Origin of the sequence: Pseudomonas mosselii (genome assembly GCF_005796105.1) — a bacterium.
Lineage (GTDB): Bacteria > Pseudomonadota > Gammaproteobacteria > Pseudomonadales > Pseudomonadaceae > Aquipseudomonas > Aquipseudomonas mosselii_C.
On record NZ_VAUO01000003.1, the window covers coordinates 87635 to 105270 of the forward strand.

Below are 17636 nucleotides of genomic sequence, written 5' to 3' on the forward strand. Positions count from 1 at the left end.
GGCCCTTGTAGGCGCGGGCTTGACCCGCGAAGCAGGCAGCGCGGTGGATGGCACCGGCTACACCGGTGATCGCGGGGCAAGCCCGCTCCTACAGGGGGCTGCGCCGGTTTACTCGGCGATCAGCCAGTCCATGCGCAAGCTACCGGCTGTCTGCGCCAGCTCCTTGGCCAGCCACGGCAGCAGCTCCTTGAGCTCGTCCTCAAGGCCCCACGGCGGATTGGCAATGGCCAGGCCGGAACCGTTCAGGCCCTGCGGGCTGTCCTGGTGATGCACATAGAGTTCGACCCGCAGCAGCTTCGGTGCGCCGGTGCTGGTCAGGTCCTGGTAGAAACGGGTTAGCGAGCGCTGATCCTTGATCGGGTACCAGATGGCGGCGACGGTCTGGCGCATACGACTGATCGCCTCTTTCATCGCCACGGTGCAGCGCTTGAGTTCGTCGGCCTGTTCGAACGGCGGATCGATCAGCATGATCGCGCGCTTTTCCTGCACGGGCAGCAAGGCGCGGGGCACGTGCCAGCCCTCCCCCAGGTGCACGGTCACGCGCGGATCTTTCTTCATGTTCTCTTTGAGCAGCGGCCCGTCTTCGGGGTGCTTCTCGTTGAGCAGCGCGCGGTCTTGCTGACGCATAAGGCGCCGCGCAAGCTCAGGGGAGCCAGGGTAGTAGCGCAGCTCGCCGTCCGGGTTCAGGCGCTTGATGATGCGCAGATAGTCGGCGCAGGCCGACGGTAGGTCGTCGCGATTCCACAGGCGCGCGACGCCTTCGAGGTACTCGCCGGTACGGCTCGCCTGGTCGCCCTGCAAGTCGTAGAGACCCAGGCCTGCGTGAGTGTCGATGTAGGCGAACGGCTGCTCCTTGCGCGACATCAAGGCGATGAGGCGGGTCAGCACGATATGCTTGAGGACGTCGGCGTGATTGCCGGCGTGGAAGGCGTGACGATAGTTCATGGCGGCTCCTGCGAAGCCGACAAGTTTACCCTGCCTTGCAGACCGCGTCAGGTGCAGATCGGCGCCCGCCAAGGGGCGGACGCCGAATCAGCAGGCGTTACTTGTCAGCGTGGTACGCCGCATCGGCGGTTTCGAAACGCGAAACCATGCTGGTCGACGGACGGCCCAACTTGCTCACCACGACGATGGCGATGCTGGCGAACAGGAAGCCTGGAATGATTTCGTACAGACCCAGACCCACGTAGTTCTTCCACAGGATCACCGTCAGCGCACCGACCACGATGCCCGCCAACGCGCCGTTACGGGTCATGCCCTTCCACAGCACGGAAATCAGCACCACCGGACCAAAGGCGGCGCCGAAGCCTGCCCAGGCATAGGCCACCAGACCCAGCACGCGGTTTTCAGGGTTGGCAGCCATGGCGATGGACACCAGCGCCACCGCCAGCACCATCAAGCGGCCTACCCAGACCAGCTCCTGCTGCGAAGCACTCTTGCGCAGGAAGGCCTTGTAGAAGTCTTCGGTCAAGGCACTGGAGCACACCAGCAGCTGGCAGCTCAGGGTACTCATCACCGCCGCCAGGATGGCCGACAGCAGCACACCAGCTACCCACGGGTTGAACAGGATCTTGGCCAGCTCGATGAACACCCGCTCATGGTTCTCGCTAACCGGGCCAGCCAGCTCAGGGTGGGCCGAGAAGTAAGCGATACCGAAGAAGCCCACGGCGCAAGTGCCCGCCAGGCACAGGATCATCCAGGTCATGGAAATGCGACGAGCCTTGGCGATCGACTTGACCGAGTCGGCGGCCATGAAGCGCGCCAGGATGTGTGGCTGGCCGAAATAGCCCAGGCCCCAGCCCATCAGCGAGATAATGCCAATGAAGGTGGCGCCCTTGAACATATCGAAGTGCGCCGGATTGACCGCTTCGATGGCCAGGAACGTGGTGTCGAAGCCACCGGTGGAGATCAGCACGATGATCGGGGTGAGAATCAGCGCGAAGATCATCAGCGAGGCCTGTACGGTGTCAGTCCAGCTCACTGCCAGGAAGCCACCGACGAAGGTGTAGGCGATGGTCGCCGCAGCACCGGCCCACAGCGCCGTCTCATAGGACATGCCGAAGGTGCTTTCGAACAGGCGAGCGCCGGCAACGATGCCAGAGGCGCAGTAGATGGTGAAGAACACCAGGATGACGATGGCGGAAATGATCCGCAGCAGGCCAGTCTTGTCCTCGAAACGGCTGGCGAAGTAGTCCGGCAGCGTCAGCGCATCACCGTTGTGCTCGGTCTGTACCCGCAGGCGACCGGCGACGAACAGCCAGTTGAGGTAGGCGCCGACGGTCAGACCGATGGCGATCCAGGCCTCGGACAAGCCGGCGAAGTAAATGGCCCCCGGCAGGCCCATCAGCAGCCAGCCGCTCATGTCGGAGGCCCCGGCAGAGAGCGCGGTGACCACGCTGCCGAGGCTGCGACCGCCCAGGATATAGTCGGAAAGGTTCTTGGTGGAGCGATAGGCGGCGAAGCCGATCAGCACCATTGCCGCGATGTAGACCACGAAAGTGATCGTGATTGGACTGCCCATGAGTTGTGCCCTGGCATTGTTTTTATCTCTTGCGACCGCCGTGCGTGACGACGGTTGCACCCAGGCGGCGAATCCTATGCAACAACATGAACAAGGTGCAACCATTTTTCATTTGCAAGTTGCACCCCGCGATGGCTTTCGGAGAAAAACCGCTTTTTTGCTTCCTTTCGGAGCAAACACTGCACTTTTGATACTAAAACGCACCAACAATGCCCTATTTGATCCACGTCCAAAGCCCTTCGGACGAGTTGCACCTTAGTCGCGAAAAATTCGGGTTGCACCCGGTTGCACCCGAATTGTCCTACAGGCTAATCTTGCCCTCAGCTTAGGCCACGCCCGTGGCCAATAACGAGGATAAGAAATGGCGACGACCACCCTTGGGGTCAAACTCGACGACCCTACCCGTGAGCGACTCAAGGCCGCTGCGCAGTCCATCGACCGCACGCCGCACTGGTTGATCAAGCAAGCGATCTTCAACTATCTCGAGAAGCTCGAGGGTGGCGCCACCCTGCACGAACTCAACGGCCAGGCGACCGGCCTTGGCGATGACGCCGGCGAAGTGACGGGCGATCACAGCCACCAGTGCTTCCTGGAGTTCGCCGAAAGCATCCTGCCGCAATCGGTGCTGCGCGCAGCGATCACCGCCGCCTACCGCCGCCCCGAGCAGGAAGTCGTGCCGATGCTGCTGGAGCAGGCGCGCCTGCCAGCAGCCCAGGCCGAGGCCACCAACAAGCTGGCCGCGTCGCTGGCCGACAAGCTGCGCAACCAAAAAAGCGCCGGTGGCCGCGCCGGTATCGTCCAGGGCCTGCTGCAGGAGTTCTCGCTGTCCTCGCAAGAAGGCGTAGCGCTGATGTGCCTGGCCGAAGCCCTGCTGCGTATCCCGGACAAAGGCACCCGTGATGCGCTGATCCGCGACAAGATCAGCACCGGCAACTGGCAACCGCACCTGGGCAACAGCCCATCGTTGTTCGTCAACGCCGCCACTTGGGGCCTGCTGCTGACCGGCAAACTGGTCAGCACCCACAACGAATCCGGCCTGACCTCCTCGCTCACGCGCATCATCGGCAAGAGCGGCGAACCGATGATCCGCAAGGGCGTCGACATGGCCATGCGCCTGATGGGCGAGCAGTTCGTCACCGGCGAAACCATCGCAGAAGCCCTGGCCAACGCCAGCAAGTTCGAATCCAAGGGCTTCCGCTACAGCTACGACATGCTCGGCGAAGCCGCACTGACCGAGCACGACGCGCAGAAGTACCTGGCCTCCTATGAGCAGGCGATCCACTCGATCGGCAAGGCCTCGCATGGCCGCGGCATCTATGAAGGCCCAGGCATCTCGATCAAGCTCTCGGCCCTGCACCCGCGCTACAGCCGCGCCCAGTACGAGCGCGTGATGAGCGAGCTGTACCCGCGCCTGCTGTCGCTGACCCTGCTGGCCAAGCAATACGACATCGGCCTGAACATCGACGCCGAAGAAGCCGACCGCCTGGAACTGTCGCTCGATTTGCTCGAGCGCCTGTGCTTCGAGCCGTCGCTGGCTGGCTGGAACGGCATCGGCTTCGTCATCCAGGCCTACCAGAAGCGCTGCCCGTACGTGATCGACTACGTCATCGACCTGGCCAAGCGCAGCCGCCACCGCCTGATGATCCGCCTGGTCAAGGGCGCGTACTGGGACAGTGAGATCAAGCGCGCCCAGGTCGAAGGCCTGGAGGGCTATCCGGTGTACACCCGCAAGGTATACACCGACGTTTCCTACATTGCCTGCGCCCGCAAGCTGCTGGCGGTGCCTGAAGCCATCTACCCGCAGTTCGCCACCCACAACGCCCACACCCTGTCGGCCATCTACACCATCGCCGGGCAAAACTATTATCCGGGCCAGTACGAGTTCCAGTGCCTGCACGGCATGGGCGAGCCGCTGTACGAACAGGTGGTGGGTAAAGTCGCCGAGGGCAAGCTGAACCGCCCGTGCCGTGTGTACGCGCCGGTAGGCACCCACGAAACCCTGCTGGCTTACCTGGTGCGCCGCCTGCTGGAAAACGGCGCCAACACCTCGTTCGTCAACCGCATCGCCGACCACTCGATCTCCATCCAGGAACTGGTCGCCGACCCTGTCGTCAGCATCGAGCGCATGGCCACCCAGGAAGGCGGCATCGGCTTGCCGCACCCACGCATCCCGATGCCGCGCGAGCTGTATGGCCGTGAGCGGGCCAACTCGGCCGGCATCGATATGGCCAACGAACACCGCTTGGCATCACTGTCCTGCGCCCTGCTGGCAACCGCCCATAACGACTGGAAAGCCGCCCCGTTGCTGGGCTGCGCCGCCAGCGAGCAAGCGCTCCAGCCGGTCCTCAATCCGGCCGATCACCGCGATGTGGTGGGCCATGTACAAGAAGCCAGCGTTGCCGATGTCGACAACGCCATCCAGTGCGCGCTGAACGCCGCACCGATCTGGCAGGCCACCCCACCGGCCGAGCGCGCCGCCATTCTCGAACGCGCCGCCGACCTAATGGAGGCCGAAATCCAGCCGCTGATGGGGTTGCTGGTGCGTGAGGCCGGCAAGACCTACGCCAATGCCATCGCCGAAGTACGCGAGGCCGTGGACTTCCTGCGCTACTACGCAGTACAGGCGCGCAACGACCTGCGCAACGACAACTGCCGCCCACTGGGCCCTGTGGTGTGCATCAGCCCCTGGAACTTCCCACTGGCGATCTTCTCAGGCCAGGTGGCCGCAGCGCTGGCCGCTGGCAACCCGGTGTTGGCCAAGCCTGCCGAGCAGACCCCACTGGTCGCGGCCCAAGCCGTACGCCTGCTGCTCGAAGCCGGGATCCCCGAAGGCGTGCTGCAACTGCTGCCAGGCCAGGGCGAGACCGTCGGTGCAGGGCTGGTGGGTGACGAACGCGTCAAAGGCGTGATGTTCACCGGCTCCACCGAAGTCGCCCGCCTGCTGCAACGCAACATCGCCGGGCGCCTGGACAACCAGGGGCGCCCGATCCCACTGATTGCCGAGACTGGCGGCCAGAACGCGATGATCGTCGACTCCTCGGCACTGACCGAACAGGTGGTGATCGATGTGGTGTCCTCGGCATTCGACAGCGCCGGCCAGCGTTGCTCGGCCCTGCGCGTGCTGTGCCTGCAGGAAGACTCTGCCGATCGTGTGATCGAAATGCTCAAGGGCGCCATGGCCGAAAGCCGCCTGGGCAACCCCGAGCGCCTGTCGGTCGACATCGGCCCGGTGATCGACGCCGAAGCCAAGGCTGGCATCGAGAAGCACATCCAGGGCATGCGCGAAAAAGGCCGTAATGTCTACCAGGTGGCCATCGCCGAGGGTGAAGAGGTCAAGCGCGGCACCTTCGTGATGCCGACCCTGATCGAGCTGGAGAGCTTCGACGAGCTCAAGCGCGAAATCTTCGGCCCGGTGCTGCACGTAGTACGTTACAACCGCAAGGACCTGGACCAGCTGATCGAACAGATCAATGCGTCGGGCTACGGCCTGACCCTGGGCGTCCACACCCGCATCGACGAGACCATCGCCAAGGTGGTGGGCAACGTCAACGCGGGCAACATGTACGTCAACCGCAATATTGTTGGCGCAGTGGTCGGTGTGCAGCCGTTCGGCGGCGAAGGCCTGTCGGGCACCGGCCCGAAAGCAGGCGGCCCACTGTACCTGTATCGCCTGCTGTCGACCCGTCCAGCCGACGCCATCGTCCGCCACTTCCAGCGCACCGACGGCGAAAGCAAGGCTGACACCGCCCTGCGTGAGCAGCAGCTCAAGCCGCTGAATGCGCTCAAGGCGTGGGCCGAAAGCAACCAGCTGGGCGACCTGGCGATCTTGTGCGAACAGTTCGCCGAACAATCGCAAAGCGGCATCACCCGCGTATTGCCAGGCCCGACCGGCGAGCGCAATACCTACACCGTCCTGCCACGTGAGCACGTGCTGTGCCTGGCCGACAACGAAACCGACCTGCTGGCGCAGTTCGCGGCGGTGCTGTCGGTGGGCAGCTCGGCAGTGTTCCAGGACGGCGAGCCTGCCAAGGGCCTGCGCAGCCGCCTGCCGAAGGAGCTGCAAGGCAAGATCACCCTGGTGGCTGACTGGAACAAGGATGAGGTGGCATTCGACGCAGTGATCCACCACGGCGACTCGGATCAGTTGCGCGGCATCTGCGAGCAGGTGGCCAAACGGGCGGGTGCGATCGTCGGGGTCAATGGGCTGTCCAGCGGCGATCACCAGATTGCCCTGGAGCGCCTGGTGATCGAGCGCGCGGTGAGCGTGAATACCGCGGCTGCTGGTGGTAACGCCAGCTTGATGACCATCGGTTGAAGCTAAAGGGCTCAAGCTTGATGCAGGTCAGTTGAGCCAACGGGGGCGCTGCGCGCCCCTTTCGCGGCACGAGGCCGCTCCTACACGACCGTGCAAGCCGGCATTCACAGGGCTCACACGGACCTTGTAGGAGCGGCCTCGCGCCGCGAAAGGGCCGCACAGCGGCCCCGGTGGCTTAACAAGCTTGCTTAAGCCTCGACTCTTTTTCTGTGAAGCGGCGAAGCCACCAAAACCCTGTGATCACCTGTATCCGATCAAAGGCTCAAGCAGCAACGTCAATACTAGAGCCAACGTCCCAATCCCCCAAAATACGAAGCCAGGTGCCATCCATAGCCAATTGGCCCACGACATTCGCGCATTCCCGCTACCCGCCTCATCGCCTTCGATCAGATTGACAGCCCGTTGAATCCAGACAACTACCCAGGTCAGCAACGCTAAAGAGCTGAAAATCAATAAAATCGTAATAACGGGCAACAATTCGAGGGTTTTTTCATCAAGCAGCAACAAAGGCACCACTGAAAACAGGTAGAGCATAAACAGCCCCAAAGAAGACCAGCGACAGCGCTGGCCGCTTGAGCGAAGGCTTTGCTCGATGCGCCGCATCAGTGGGTAAAAATACAAAATCTGCCATAACGCACGCATCAGCGGCCACGTCTTGTCGCGCCTGGCGCGCCGTTGATGGACCCAGTGGCGATGGAAGCAGAAGAACCAGTACAAGCCAAAAGTGAAGAAGGTCAGCACGGCCAGCTTCTTCGGTGCCACGATGAAAAAACTCGGGGGTCGGTATTGCGTATGGGTAGGGTCATTCGACATTGATGGGGCTTCCATGGGACGGCAAATTCCAAGCCGTCATCTAACCGCCATCGCCGACGAACATCAGCCCCCTCGTTTCCGAACCGACCGTATGACAACGATCAAAAACAAGTCGGTGAATGGCACTGCTTAGGTAGGAATTCTCCAGCAGTCATCGGCGGGGCCTCCTGAACCCAGGCTGCGACTTGCCCCGCGATGTTCTTGCTAGTGTTTACCGGCCCATGCCCAGTTCCGCATCATCCATCAATGCTTTGGCCAACCCGCTGAGGTAGTGCGAAGCCCACACCAGTTGCGGGTTTTCGTCCATCACGCCGCTGAGGGTCAGGTCGCGCACGTAGCCCATCAATTCCGAGGCCTGCTCTCGAGCGTGCCGGCACGGGATGCCGGGCTCTATGCGAAATAGCGGTTGGGGGCGGCCTTCGCCCTGATAGAAGCAGGTCTTGCCGACGGTGGTCTTGTCTTCGGTGCTCATTGCTTGATCTCCCTGAATCACTTAGATGCGTGCCCCGCGATAAGGCCACTGAGCCTAGTGGAGCACCTGCTCATCGCTCGCCATCTGCACTTGGATCAACGCCGATTCGAGCAACGCTCGCAGCGACTCGACTTCATGCATCGACGCCATCATCAGCACGCTGGCCGGTGAACGGGGTTTGAGCAATACGGCCTGATGGGCCACGGTCAGGGCGCACAGGGCGTACTCCGAGGCCTGGGCCAGGGTGTCTTCGAGGGAGTGGGGATTGCGGGGTGGGTCGGGGATTATTTTGCGCATAACGAACCTCTTGCTGATCGACTGGGACCATCACCTTTCGCTGTCAAACAAAAAGGTGGCAGCTGCATGTGGGTTGACAGACCGGTCAGCAAGAGCAAAACCCCGGCGCACACGAAGTGCCCCACACACAGCCGCCATAGAGGCAAAGCCATTGAGCAAGCTCTTGATAATCGGCCTGTCAAAGCCGGTCGCTGTTTCGCAACGACCGCCCGAGACTAGAGGCCAACCCAGAGCACCGCAATGGCTTGAAAGGGGTTGGGAGCATGTTTGGGAAATGGACTACAAGCAATAGGGAAAAGCTTAAAAAATCCACCTAAATCGCAAGCTGCCTAGCGGTTTCCGGGCGGGCACGATCAGGGGCGCAGGGCCCTCACCACCATACACATCCACCCCGAGACCTATCTGCCTTGCGATACAGAGAGACATCGCCTTTGGGAAGCATCTTGCAGGACAGCCTGCCTAAAGAGCAGAAACATCTTCCCTCCCAAGAACACTTGACTCAGCCCCCTCAGGATGCATAATTCCGCTCAGGACGCGACCGAGGTCGCTCCGTCTCCGAGGCCCGGCATACTTTGTGTGTCGGGCTTTCGTGTTTCTGGAGATATGACATGTACGTCGCTTACCTTGATGAGTTTGGTCACATTGGCCCGTTTGTCTCAAAAGAAGACCCCTCCTTTCATACCCATCCGGTCTTTGGCCTCGCTGGCTTGGTTCTCCCTGCTGAAAAAGTCCGCGAGTTTTCCGCGTTCTTCTTCAATCTGAAGAAGAACGTGCTGGGTGCGAAGATTGAAAAAACCGGCACCCACCCCGCCGCATTCGAGGAAAAAGCTTCCACTTTCTTCAAGACCAGCCAATTTAACGGCCAAAGCCGCGCTCGACGACACAAAATCGACGCGGTGAACCGAATCTTCAGCAAGGTCCGTCAGTTGGGCGGATTTTTCTTCTATGTTGGCATTGAGAAAGATCAATCACCTGAAAACTCAAATGCCAAAGGGCTCTACAAGATCGTGCTACGTGAAGCGATCAAACGCTTGAACGATGAAATGGTGACAAGAAAAAGCCACTTCATGATCGTTCTCGATCAGCAGGACGATATGAACCACAAGAAAGAAAACGGCAATAGCATGCGCCTTGAACTCGTCAAGCAAGCCTCGTTTTCGATGTTTGGCGAAGAGCGGCGCATGACGTTGATCGAGCCTCCGATTCAAGTGGAAAGCCATCTGTACCAAACCATCCAATGCGCTGACTGGATCTGCGGCTTGGTCGGTAAAACGACGTACTACAGCACCCGCCCTGCGGACTGCCCGACATACAAAGTCTTTCATGATCTCTTCGCCGAGCGACTCGCAATGACTCAGCGCCGAAGCGGAGTCCGCACGCGAAAAATCCCCAACGCAGAAGGTATCGACTCGGTCTGATTACCAGGCGTTCTTGGTCACCATCAACGCACCTGATGAAACTCTTCAGGCGTATTACGGCTCGCTAGACTTCGAGGCACCCCGCCCCAGGACCGCCACCATGCCCGAGACCCTGCTCAGCCCCCGCAACCTCGCCTTCGAGCTATACGAAGTCCTCGACGCCGAAGCCCTGACCCAGCGCCCGCGCTTCGCCGAGCACAGCCGCGAGACCTTCGACGCTGCGCTTACCACCGCGCGCACCATCGCCGAGAAATACTTCGCCCCGCACAACCGCAAGGGCGACGAGCACGAGCCGCGCTATGTGGACGGCCGCGCCGAGTTGATCCCCGAAGTGAAACCGGCCGTCGAGGCGTTTCTCGAAGCGGGCTTTCTCAATGCCAACCGCGACTTTGACGTGGGCGGCATGCAGCTGCCCAGCCTGGTGTCGCAAGCCTGCTTCGCCCACTTCCAGGCGGCTAACGCCGGCACCACGGCCTACCCGTTCCTGACCATGGGCGCGGCCAACCTGATCGAAAGCTTCGGCACCGACGACCAGAAACGCCTGTTCCTGCAACCGATGATCGAAGGCCGCTACTTCGGCACCATGGCACTGACCGAGCCCCATGCCGGCTCCTCGCTCGCCGACATCCGCACCCGCGCGCAACCGGCAGGCGATGGCAGCTACCGGCTCAAGGGCAACAAGATCTTCATCTCCGGTGGTGATCACCAGCTGTCGCAGAACATCGTGCACATGGTCCTGGCCAAGCTGCCGGACGCCCCACCCGGGGTCAAAGGCATCTCGCTGTTCATCGTGCCCAAGTACCTGGTCAACCCGGACGGCAGCCTGGGAGCCCGCAACGATGTGCTGCTGGCCGGGCTGTTCCACAAGATGGGCTGGCGTGGCACCACGTCTACCGCGCTGAACTTCGGCGACAACGGCCAGTGCGTGGGCTACCTGGTGGGCCAGCCGCATCAGGGCCTGGCCTGCATGTTCCAGATGATGAACGAGGCGCGCATCGGCGTGGGCATGGGCGCGGTGATGCTCGGCTACGCCGGCTACCTGTATTCGCTCGAGTACGCCCGCCAGCGCCCACAAGGCCGCCTGCCGGACAACAAGGACCCGCAAAGCCCGGCGCTGCCGATCATCGAGCACACCGACGTGAAGCGCATGCTGCTGGCGCAAAAGGCCTATGTAGAAGGTGCCTTCGACCTGGGCCTGTACGCCGCCCGGCTGTTCGACGACACCCACACCGCGGCAGATGACGCCGCGCGCAGCGAGGCCCAGCAGTTGCTCGACCTGCTGACCCCAATCGTAAAATCCTGGCCCTCGGCGTATTGCCTGAAGGCCAACGAACTGGCGATCCAGATACTCGGCGGCCACGGCTACACCCGCGAATACCCGGTAGAGCAGTACTACCGCGACAACCGTCTGAACCCGATCCACGAAGGCACCGAGGGCATCCAATCGCTCGACCTGCTGGGGCGCAAGCTTGCGCAAAACAACGGCGCTGGGCTCAAGCAACTGATCCGCCTGATCGCCGTCACCTGCGAGCGCGCCAGCCACCACCCGACGCTCGACTTGCTGCGCGAGCCACTGGAGCAACTGGTCAATCGCCTGCAAACGGTGACTCTCGCCCTGCTCGGCGACCTGGCCCAGGGCAAGGTCACAAGCGCGCTGGCCAACTCGGCGCTGTACTTGAAAGCCTTCGGCCACTGCGTAATCGGCTGGCGCTGGTTGGAACAGGCGATTCACGCCGAGCTTGGCCTGCTCAAGGGGCATGACCGCGACTTCTACCAGGGCAAGTTGCAGGCCGCGCGTTATTTCCTCACCTGGGAAGTACCGCCCTGCCATAATGACCTCGCATTGCTCGAAGCGCGTGACGACACGTGCCTTGGCATGCAGGAGGGGTGGTTCTAGGGGGAGCCGCCGCGTACCGGAGGTTCCCGCATGTTCGATTCCAGCGGCCTACTGCGCCAGCGCTTCGCCGCGCTGCGCAGCACCGCCGAGCTGTTCTCGCTTCGCCATGTGAAGCAATCGCACCAGTCGTTGTCGGTTCGGCGCAACGTCGCCGAACCGCCGCACTTCAGCCAGGACGAAGGCGCCATGCTCACCGTGCGCGTCGACGGCGTCGAGACCTACGCGGCCACTGCCGACCTGTCGCAAAGCGGATTGCAGCATGCACTGGAGCAAGCCGAAGCCTTGGCCCGGCGCATCAAGCGCCACAGCCTGCTCGACCTGAGCGGCCAGTCAGTCTCCAGCCAGCGCCACGATCACCTCTCGCCCAACCTTGACCGCGCACTACCGAGCCTTGCCGACTGCCTCGAACTGCTCGCCGCAGAATCGGCCAGCGTGCCGAAGGACGCGCGTCTGGTGGACTGGCAGGCCAGCCTGGGGATCACCCGGGTCGAGCAGACCTACCTGAACTCCGTCGGTGCCGAACTGCGCCACGCCCAGCGCTTCATGTTCCCCGGCCTTGGCGTGACCGCAAGCGATGGTCAGGACAGCCAGAGCCGCACCTTGGGCCGGGACAATTTCGGCCAGCAGGGTGGTTTCGAAGTGATCGAGCGCTGCGGCCTGGTCGGCGCGGCACGCCGGGTCGCCGACGAGGCCCTGCAACTGCTGCTGGCGCCCAACACCCCGAGCGGCGTGCGCGACCTGCTGCTGATGCCCGACCAGATGATGCTGCAAATCCACGAGTCCATCGGCCACCCGCTGGAGATGGACCGCATTCTCGGTGATGAACGCAACTATGCCGGCACCAGCTTCGTCAAAACTGCCGACTTCGGCCACCTGCAGTATGGCTCGGCGCTGCTCAACGTGACCTTCGACCCCGGCATCGGCGAAGAGCTGGCCAGCTACAGTTTCGATGACGACGGCACCCAGGCCACTAAGCAATTCCTGATCCGCGACGGGCTGCTGGTACGCCCGCTGGGCGGTGCGCTGTCGCAATGGCGTTCGGGGCTCGATGGCGTGGCCAACAGCCGCGCCTGCGGCTGGAACCGTGCGCCCATCGACCGCATGGCCAACCTCAATATCGAGCCGGGCGAGCAAACACTGGCGCAACTGATCGGCGCTATCGAGCACGGCATTCTGATGCGTACCAACCGCTCGTGGTCCATCGATGATGCGCGCAACAAGTTCCAGTTTGGCTGCGAGTGGGGCCAACTGATCGAAAACGGCGAGCTCAAGGGCGTTGTGAAAAACCCCAACTACCGCGGCATTTCCGCCGACTTCTGGCGCAACCTGTCGGCGGTGGGCGACCGCAGCACCTTCCAGGTACTCGGCACACCCAACTGCGGCAAGGGCGAACCCAACCAGGTGGTGCGGGTCGGCCATGCCTCGCCGGCCTGTGTGTTCCGCCAGATCGACGTATTTGGAGGGGACGCCTGATGAGCATCTATCAGCAACGCTTCGAAGACCTGCTCGGCGCCCTGCGCGATGCACTGCAACCTGGCGAGCAGTTCACCCTCGGCTACAGCGCCGAGCAGTCACAATTCGTGCGCCTGAACCATGCCAAGGTGCGCCAGGCGGGAGAAGTCAGCCAGGCCAGCGTGCAACTGCGTCTGGTCAATGAGGGGCGCCAGGCCGAACAGCAGCTCACCCTGGGCGATGATCCCGAACTGGACCGCCAGCGCCTGTTCGAGGCCCTGGCACAACTGCGCCAGACCCTACCGCTGCTGCCACTCGATCCGTACCTGAGCCTGGATGAAAGCCCCTGGCACAGCCACAGCCTGCACGCGCAGCCGTTGCCCGAGCTGGACGAAGTGCTGGCGCTGGTCGAGCGCGAGGCAGGCGACCTAGACTTGGTCGGCATCTACGCCGCTGGCCCCATCTGTCGAGGCTTCGCCAGCTCGTTCGGGGCGTTCGGCTGGCACCAGGCCAACAGCTTCAATTTCGATTGGAGCCTGTTCCACGCCGACGGCCAAGCGGTCAAGGCCAACTACGCCGGCCAGACCTGGAGCAGCGAAGCCTTCGCCGCACGCCTGCGCCAGGCCCGCGAACAACTGCAGCACCTGGGCCGCCCGGCCATCACCCTCAAGCCTGGCAGCTACCGGGCCTACCTGGCACCTGCGGCCATGGACGAAATCACCGGCATGCTCTGCTGGGGCGGTTTCTCAGCCCAGGACCTGGCTACCGGCAACAGCCCGCTGCAACGCCTGTACAACGGTGACGCCCGGCTCAGCCCGCAGGTGACGCTCAGCGAGCAGGTCAGCGGCTCACTGAGCCCGGCGTTTTCCGACGAGGGCTCGCCGCGCCAGGACCTTTGCCTGATTGCCGAAGGCCAGGCGCAGCAACGCCTGGTCAGCGCCCGCAGCGCTGCCGAGTTCGGCCTTACCGCCAATGGCGCGGACAGCTACGAGTCGCCCTGCGCCCTGAGCCTGGCAGCCGGTAGCCTGCCGAACGAAGAGGTCTTGCAGCGCCTGGGCACCGGCCTGTACATCAGCAACCTGTGGTACCTGAACTACTCAGACCTGCCCGCCGCGCGCATGACCGGCCTGACCCGCTTCGCCACGTTCTGGGTGGAGAACGGCCAGATCCAGGGCCCGGTAAGCACCATGCGCTTCGACGACAGCCTCTATCACCTGCTGGGCAACCAGCTGGAAGCACTGACCTGCGAGCGCGAGATGATCCTGTCCACCAGCACCTACGGCCAGCGCAGTACCGGGTCGAGTCATCTGCCAGGAGCGCTGGTCAAAGGTCTGACCCTGACGTTGTGAATGGCAGGGCCGACCCCTTCGCCGGCGAACCCGCTTCCACAGGGTTGCTGATGAACCTGAAGGGGCCGGCACCGGACAATCGAGAACCTGAGGTAACCCATGCCCGACCGCGCCAACCTGGACCCCATCACCGCACGCTGGCTGCCCTGGGTGGTGGCCATCGCTTTTTTCATGCAGTCGCTGGACGGCACCATCCTCAACACCGCGCTGCCGGCCATGGCCCGCTCGCTGGCCGAAGACCCACTGCGCATGCAGGGGGTGATCATTGCCTACATGCTCACCGTGGCCTTGCTGATCCCAGCCTCGGGCTGGATCGCCGACCGCTTCGGCACCAAGCGCATCTTCTTTGGCGCAATCTTGCTGTTCAGCTTCGGCTCGCTGTTGTGCGCCATGGCCAACAGCCTGGGCATGCTGATCTTCGCCCGCATCGTACAAGGCCTGGGCGGTGCGCTGATGCTGCCGGTCGGGCGGCTGGTAGTGCTGCGCGCCTACCCGCGTACGGAGCTGGTGCGGATCATGAGTTTCATCACCATCCCCGGCCTGCTCGGCCCGCTGCTGGGCCCGACGTTGGGCGGCTGGCTGGTGCAGATCCTGAGCTGGCACTGGATCTTCCTGATCAACCTGCCCGTCGGCGCACTGGGCTGCTACGCGGTGTGGAAGTTCATCCCCGACCTGCGCGGCGCCGAGCGGACGCGCTTCGACGGCCCGGGCTTCCTGCTGTTCGGCGCGGCGATGGTGCTGATCACCATCGCCATGGAGGGCCTGGGCGAGCTGCACCTGCCACACCTGCGGGTGATGTTGCTGCTGTTCGCCGGCATGGCCTGCCTGGCCGCCTACTGGCTGCGTGCAGGCCGCGACCCCGAGCCGCTGTTCTCACCCTCGCTGTTCCGTGTGCGGACCTTCGCCATCGGCATTCTCGGCAACCTGTTCGCCAGGCTCGGCAGCGGTGCCCTGCCGTTCCTGGTGCCGTTGCTGCTGCAAGTGGCGCTGGGCTACTCGCCTGCCCAGGCCGGCATGAGCATGATCCCGCTGGCCGCGGCGGCGATGCTCGCCAAATCGGTGGCACGGCCATTGATCGAGCGCCTGGGCTACCGCATCGTGCTCACCGGCAACACCCTGCTGCTCGGCATACTGCTGGCCAGCCTGGGGCTGGTGACCGAACAGACGCCCTATGCGCTGCTGCTGGTGCAGTTGGCGTTGCTGGGTGCGGTGAACTCGATGCAGTTCACAGCGATGAACACGGTCACCCTGATCGACCTGGACGACGCCAGCGCCAGCAGCGGCAACAGCCTGCTGTCGGTGGTCGCGCAGTTGTCGCTGAGCCTGGGCGTGGCCTGCGCGGGTGCACTACTGGGTGGCTTCACGGCGGCGGGCAATGCCGATGGGGTAGAGACCACGCTGGGGGCGTTCCAACTGACCTTCGTGACTATCGGGGTGATGGCCATGCTGGCGGCAGCGATCTTCCTGCAACTTTCGCCGACGGACGGAAGGCGTGCCCGTCGTCCGGAAGAACACGTCGAGTCGTAGGGCGAATGGCCACGAGGCTGGTAGACTGTGCGGCATTTTTCGCTTCGCAGCAGGCCCGCCCCGTGACCGTTGAAACCACCGCCTTTGCCACCCTCCCGCTGTCCACCGCCATGCTGGCCAACCTGGATGCGCTGGGCTACACCTCGATGACGCCGATCCAGGCGCAGAGCCTGCCGGTCATTCTCAAGGGGCAGGACCTGATCGCCCAGGCCAAGACCGGCAGCGGCAAGACCGCCGCCTTCGGCATTGGCCTGCTCAACCCGATCAATCCTCGCTACTTCGGCTGCCAGGCGCTGGTGCTGTGCCCGACCCGCGAGTTGGCCGACCAGGTCGCCAAGGAGCTGCGCCGCCTGGCCCGGGCCGAGGACAACATCAAGATCCTCACCCTCTGTGGCGGCGTGTCGCTGGGCCCGCAGATCGCCTCGCTGGAGCACGGTGCGCACATCATCGTCGGCACCCCAGGACGCATCCAGCAGCACCTGGACAAAGGCACCCTGTCGCTCAGCGGCCTCAACACCCTGGTGCTCGACGAAGCCGACCGCATGCTCGACATGGGCTTCTTCGATGCCATCGCCAGCATCATCGGCAAGACCCCGTCGCGCCGCCAGACCCTGCTGTTCTCGGCCACCTACCCGGCCGGCATCGAGCAACTGGCCAAGGACTTCATGCGCCAGCCGCAGCAGGTCAAGGTCGAGGCGCTGCACAGTGACAGCCAGATCGAGCAGCGCTTCATCGAGATCGACCCGCAACAGCGCCTGGAAGCAGTGACCCGCGTGCTCGGCCACTACCGCCCGCAATCCTGCGTGGCGTTCTGCTTCACCAAGCAGCAGTGCGAGGACGTGGTCGCCCACCTCACCGCCAAAGGCATCGTCGCCCAGGCGCTGCACGGCGACCTGGAACAACGCGACCGTGACCAGGTGCTGACGATGTTCGCCAACCGCAGCAGCTCGGTGCTGGTGGCCACCGACGTGGCCGCCCGTGGCCTGGACATCGACGGCCTGGACCTGGTGATCAACGTCGAGCTGGCGCGTGACGCCGAAATCCACGTACACCGGGTCGGCCGCACCGGGCGTGCCGGCGAGAAAGGCGTGGCGATCAGCCTGGTGGCCCCGGCCGAAGGCCACCGCGCCCAGGCCATCGAAGACCTGCAAAACACGCCGCTGCGCTGGGAACAGCTGGACAATCTCAAGCACAAGGGCGGCGAGCCGCTGCTGCCAAGCATGACCACCCTATGCATCGGCGCAGGCCGCAAGGACAAGCTGCGCCCAGGCGATATCCTGGGGGCGCTGACCGGCGATGCGGGCATTCCGGGCAAACAGGTGGGCAAGATCGCCATCTTCGATTTCGTGGCCTTCGTGGCCGTGGAGCGGGCGCTGGCCAAGCAGGCCATGCAGCGGCTCAACAGCGGCAAGATCAAGGGCCGCGCCCTTAAAGTCCGTATCATTTGAAGTCAGCAAGTTCCCTGTGGGAGCGGGTTTACCCACGAAAGCGGTAGTGGATGCACCATCGCATTCGCGGGTAAACCCGCTCCCACAGGTTTGGCGTTCCCATATCCATTCCAGACAGGTTTACACC

At 63.3% G+C, this 17636-nt stretch carries 13 protein-coding genes; 8 read left to right on the forward strand and 5 right to left on the reverse strand.

Annotation, left to right across the window (positions count from 1 at the left end):
* Positions 1-108 precede the first annotated feature (108 nt).
* The gene (locus FEM01_RS09550; RefSeq protein WP_138219191.1) at positions 109-945 is read right to left on the reverse strand and encodes a 23S rRNA (adenine(2030)-N(6))-methyltransferase RlmJ; all 837 of its coding nucleotides are present in this window, start codon (positions 943-945) and stop codon (positions 109-111) included.
* 97 nt (positions 946-1042) lie between these two features.
* Entirely contained in the window at positions 1043-2521 is a 1479-nt protein-coding gene (putP, locus tag FEM01_RS09555; RefSeq protein ID WP_138219192.1) for a sodium/proline symporter PutP, read from the reverse strand.
* On the opposite strand from putP, the gene FEM01_RS09560 reads away from it, so the two are divergent.
* Positions 2520-2780, forward strand: a complete 261-nt coding sequence (locus FEM01_RS09560; protein ID WP_138219193.1) for a hypothetical protein — start codon at positions 2520-2522, stop codon at positions 2778-2780. The genes putP and FEM01_RS09560 overlap by 2 nt on opposite strands.
* Before the next feature lie 102 nt (positions 2781-2882).
* Positions 2883-6836 carry a trifunctional transcriptional regulator/proline dehydrogenase/L-glutamate gamma-semialdehyde dehydrogenase gene (gene putA, locus FEM01_RS09565; RefSeq protein WP_138219194.1) on the forward strand — a complete coding sequence of 1318 codons (3954 nt, stop codon included), beginning with the start codon at positions 2883-2885 and terminating at the stop codon, positions 6834-6836.
* 240 nt (positions 6837-7076) lie between these two features.
* Here putA and FEM01_RS09570 read toward each other — a convergent pair whose 3' ends face one another.
* From FEM01_RS09570 to FEM01_RS09580, 3 genes are all read right to left on the reverse strand, one after another.
* Positions 7077-7664 carry a hypothetical protein gene (locus tag FEM01_RS09570; RefSeq protein ID WP_138219195.1) on the reverse strand — a complete coding sequence of 196 codons (588 nt, stop codon included), beginning with the start codon at positions 7662-7664 and terminating at the stop codon, positions 7077-7079.
* 196 nt (positions 7665-7860) lie between these two features.
* Entirely contained in the window at positions 7861-8121 is a 261-nt protein-coding gene (locus FEM01_RS09575; protein ID WP_138219196.1) for a DUF3077 domain-containing protein, read from the reverse strand.
* Between the two features lie 54 nt (positions 8122-8175).
* Entirely contained in the window at positions 8176-8418 is a 243-nt protein-coding gene (locus tag FEM01_RS09580; protein ID WP_138219197.1) for a hypothetical protein, read from the reverse strand.
* A 608-nt stretch (positions 8419-9026) separates the two neighbouring features.
* On the opposite strand from FEM01_RS09580, the gene FEM01_RS09585 reads away from it, so the two are divergent.
* The 6 genes from FEM01_RS09585 (at position 9027) to dbpA (ending at position 17509) form a co-directional block, all read left to right on the forward strand.
* Positions 9027-9836 (forward strand): DUF3800 domain-containing protein, encoded by an 810-nt coding sequence (locus tag FEM01_RS09585; RefSeq protein WP_138219198.1) that lies wholly within the window; start codon positions 9027-9029, stop codon positions 9834-9836.
* 100 nt (positions 9837-9936) lie between these two features.
* Positions 9937-11733 (forward strand): acyl-CoA dehydrogenase, encoded by a 1797-nt coding sequence (locus FEM01_RS09590; RefSeq protein WP_138219199.1) that lies wholly within the window; start codon positions 9937-9939, stop codon positions 11731-11733.
* Between the two features lie 30 nt (positions 11734-11763).
* Entirely contained in the window at positions 11764-13206 is a 1443-nt protein-coding gene (locus FEM01_RS09595) for a TldD/PmbA family protein (RefSeq protein WP_138219200.1), read from the forward strand.
* Positions 13206-14534: a TldD/PmbA family protein gene (locus FEM01_RS09600; RefSeq protein WP_138219201.1), complete on the forward strand. Its 1329-nt coding sequence runs from the start codon at positions 13206-13208 to the stop codon at positions 14532-14534. The genes FEM01_RS09595 and FEM01_RS09600 overlap by 1 nt, the downstream gene beginning before the upstream one ends.
* A 99-nt stretch (positions 14535-14633) precedes the next feature.
* Positions 14634-16061, forward strand: coding sequence for a multidrug transporter subunit MdtD (gene mdtD, locus FEM01_RS09605; protein ID WP_138219202.1), 1428 nt, complete (start codon positions 14634-14636; stop codon positions 16059-16061).
* A 110-nt stretch (positions 16062-16171) separates the two neighbouring features.
* Complete coding sequence (dbpA, locus tag FEM01_RS09610) at positions 16172-17509, forward strand: ATP-dependent RNA helicase DbpA (protein ID WP_240791745.1); 1338 nt, start codon at positions 16172-16174, stop codon at positions 17507-17509.
* Positions 17510-17636 lie beyond the last annotated feature (127 nt).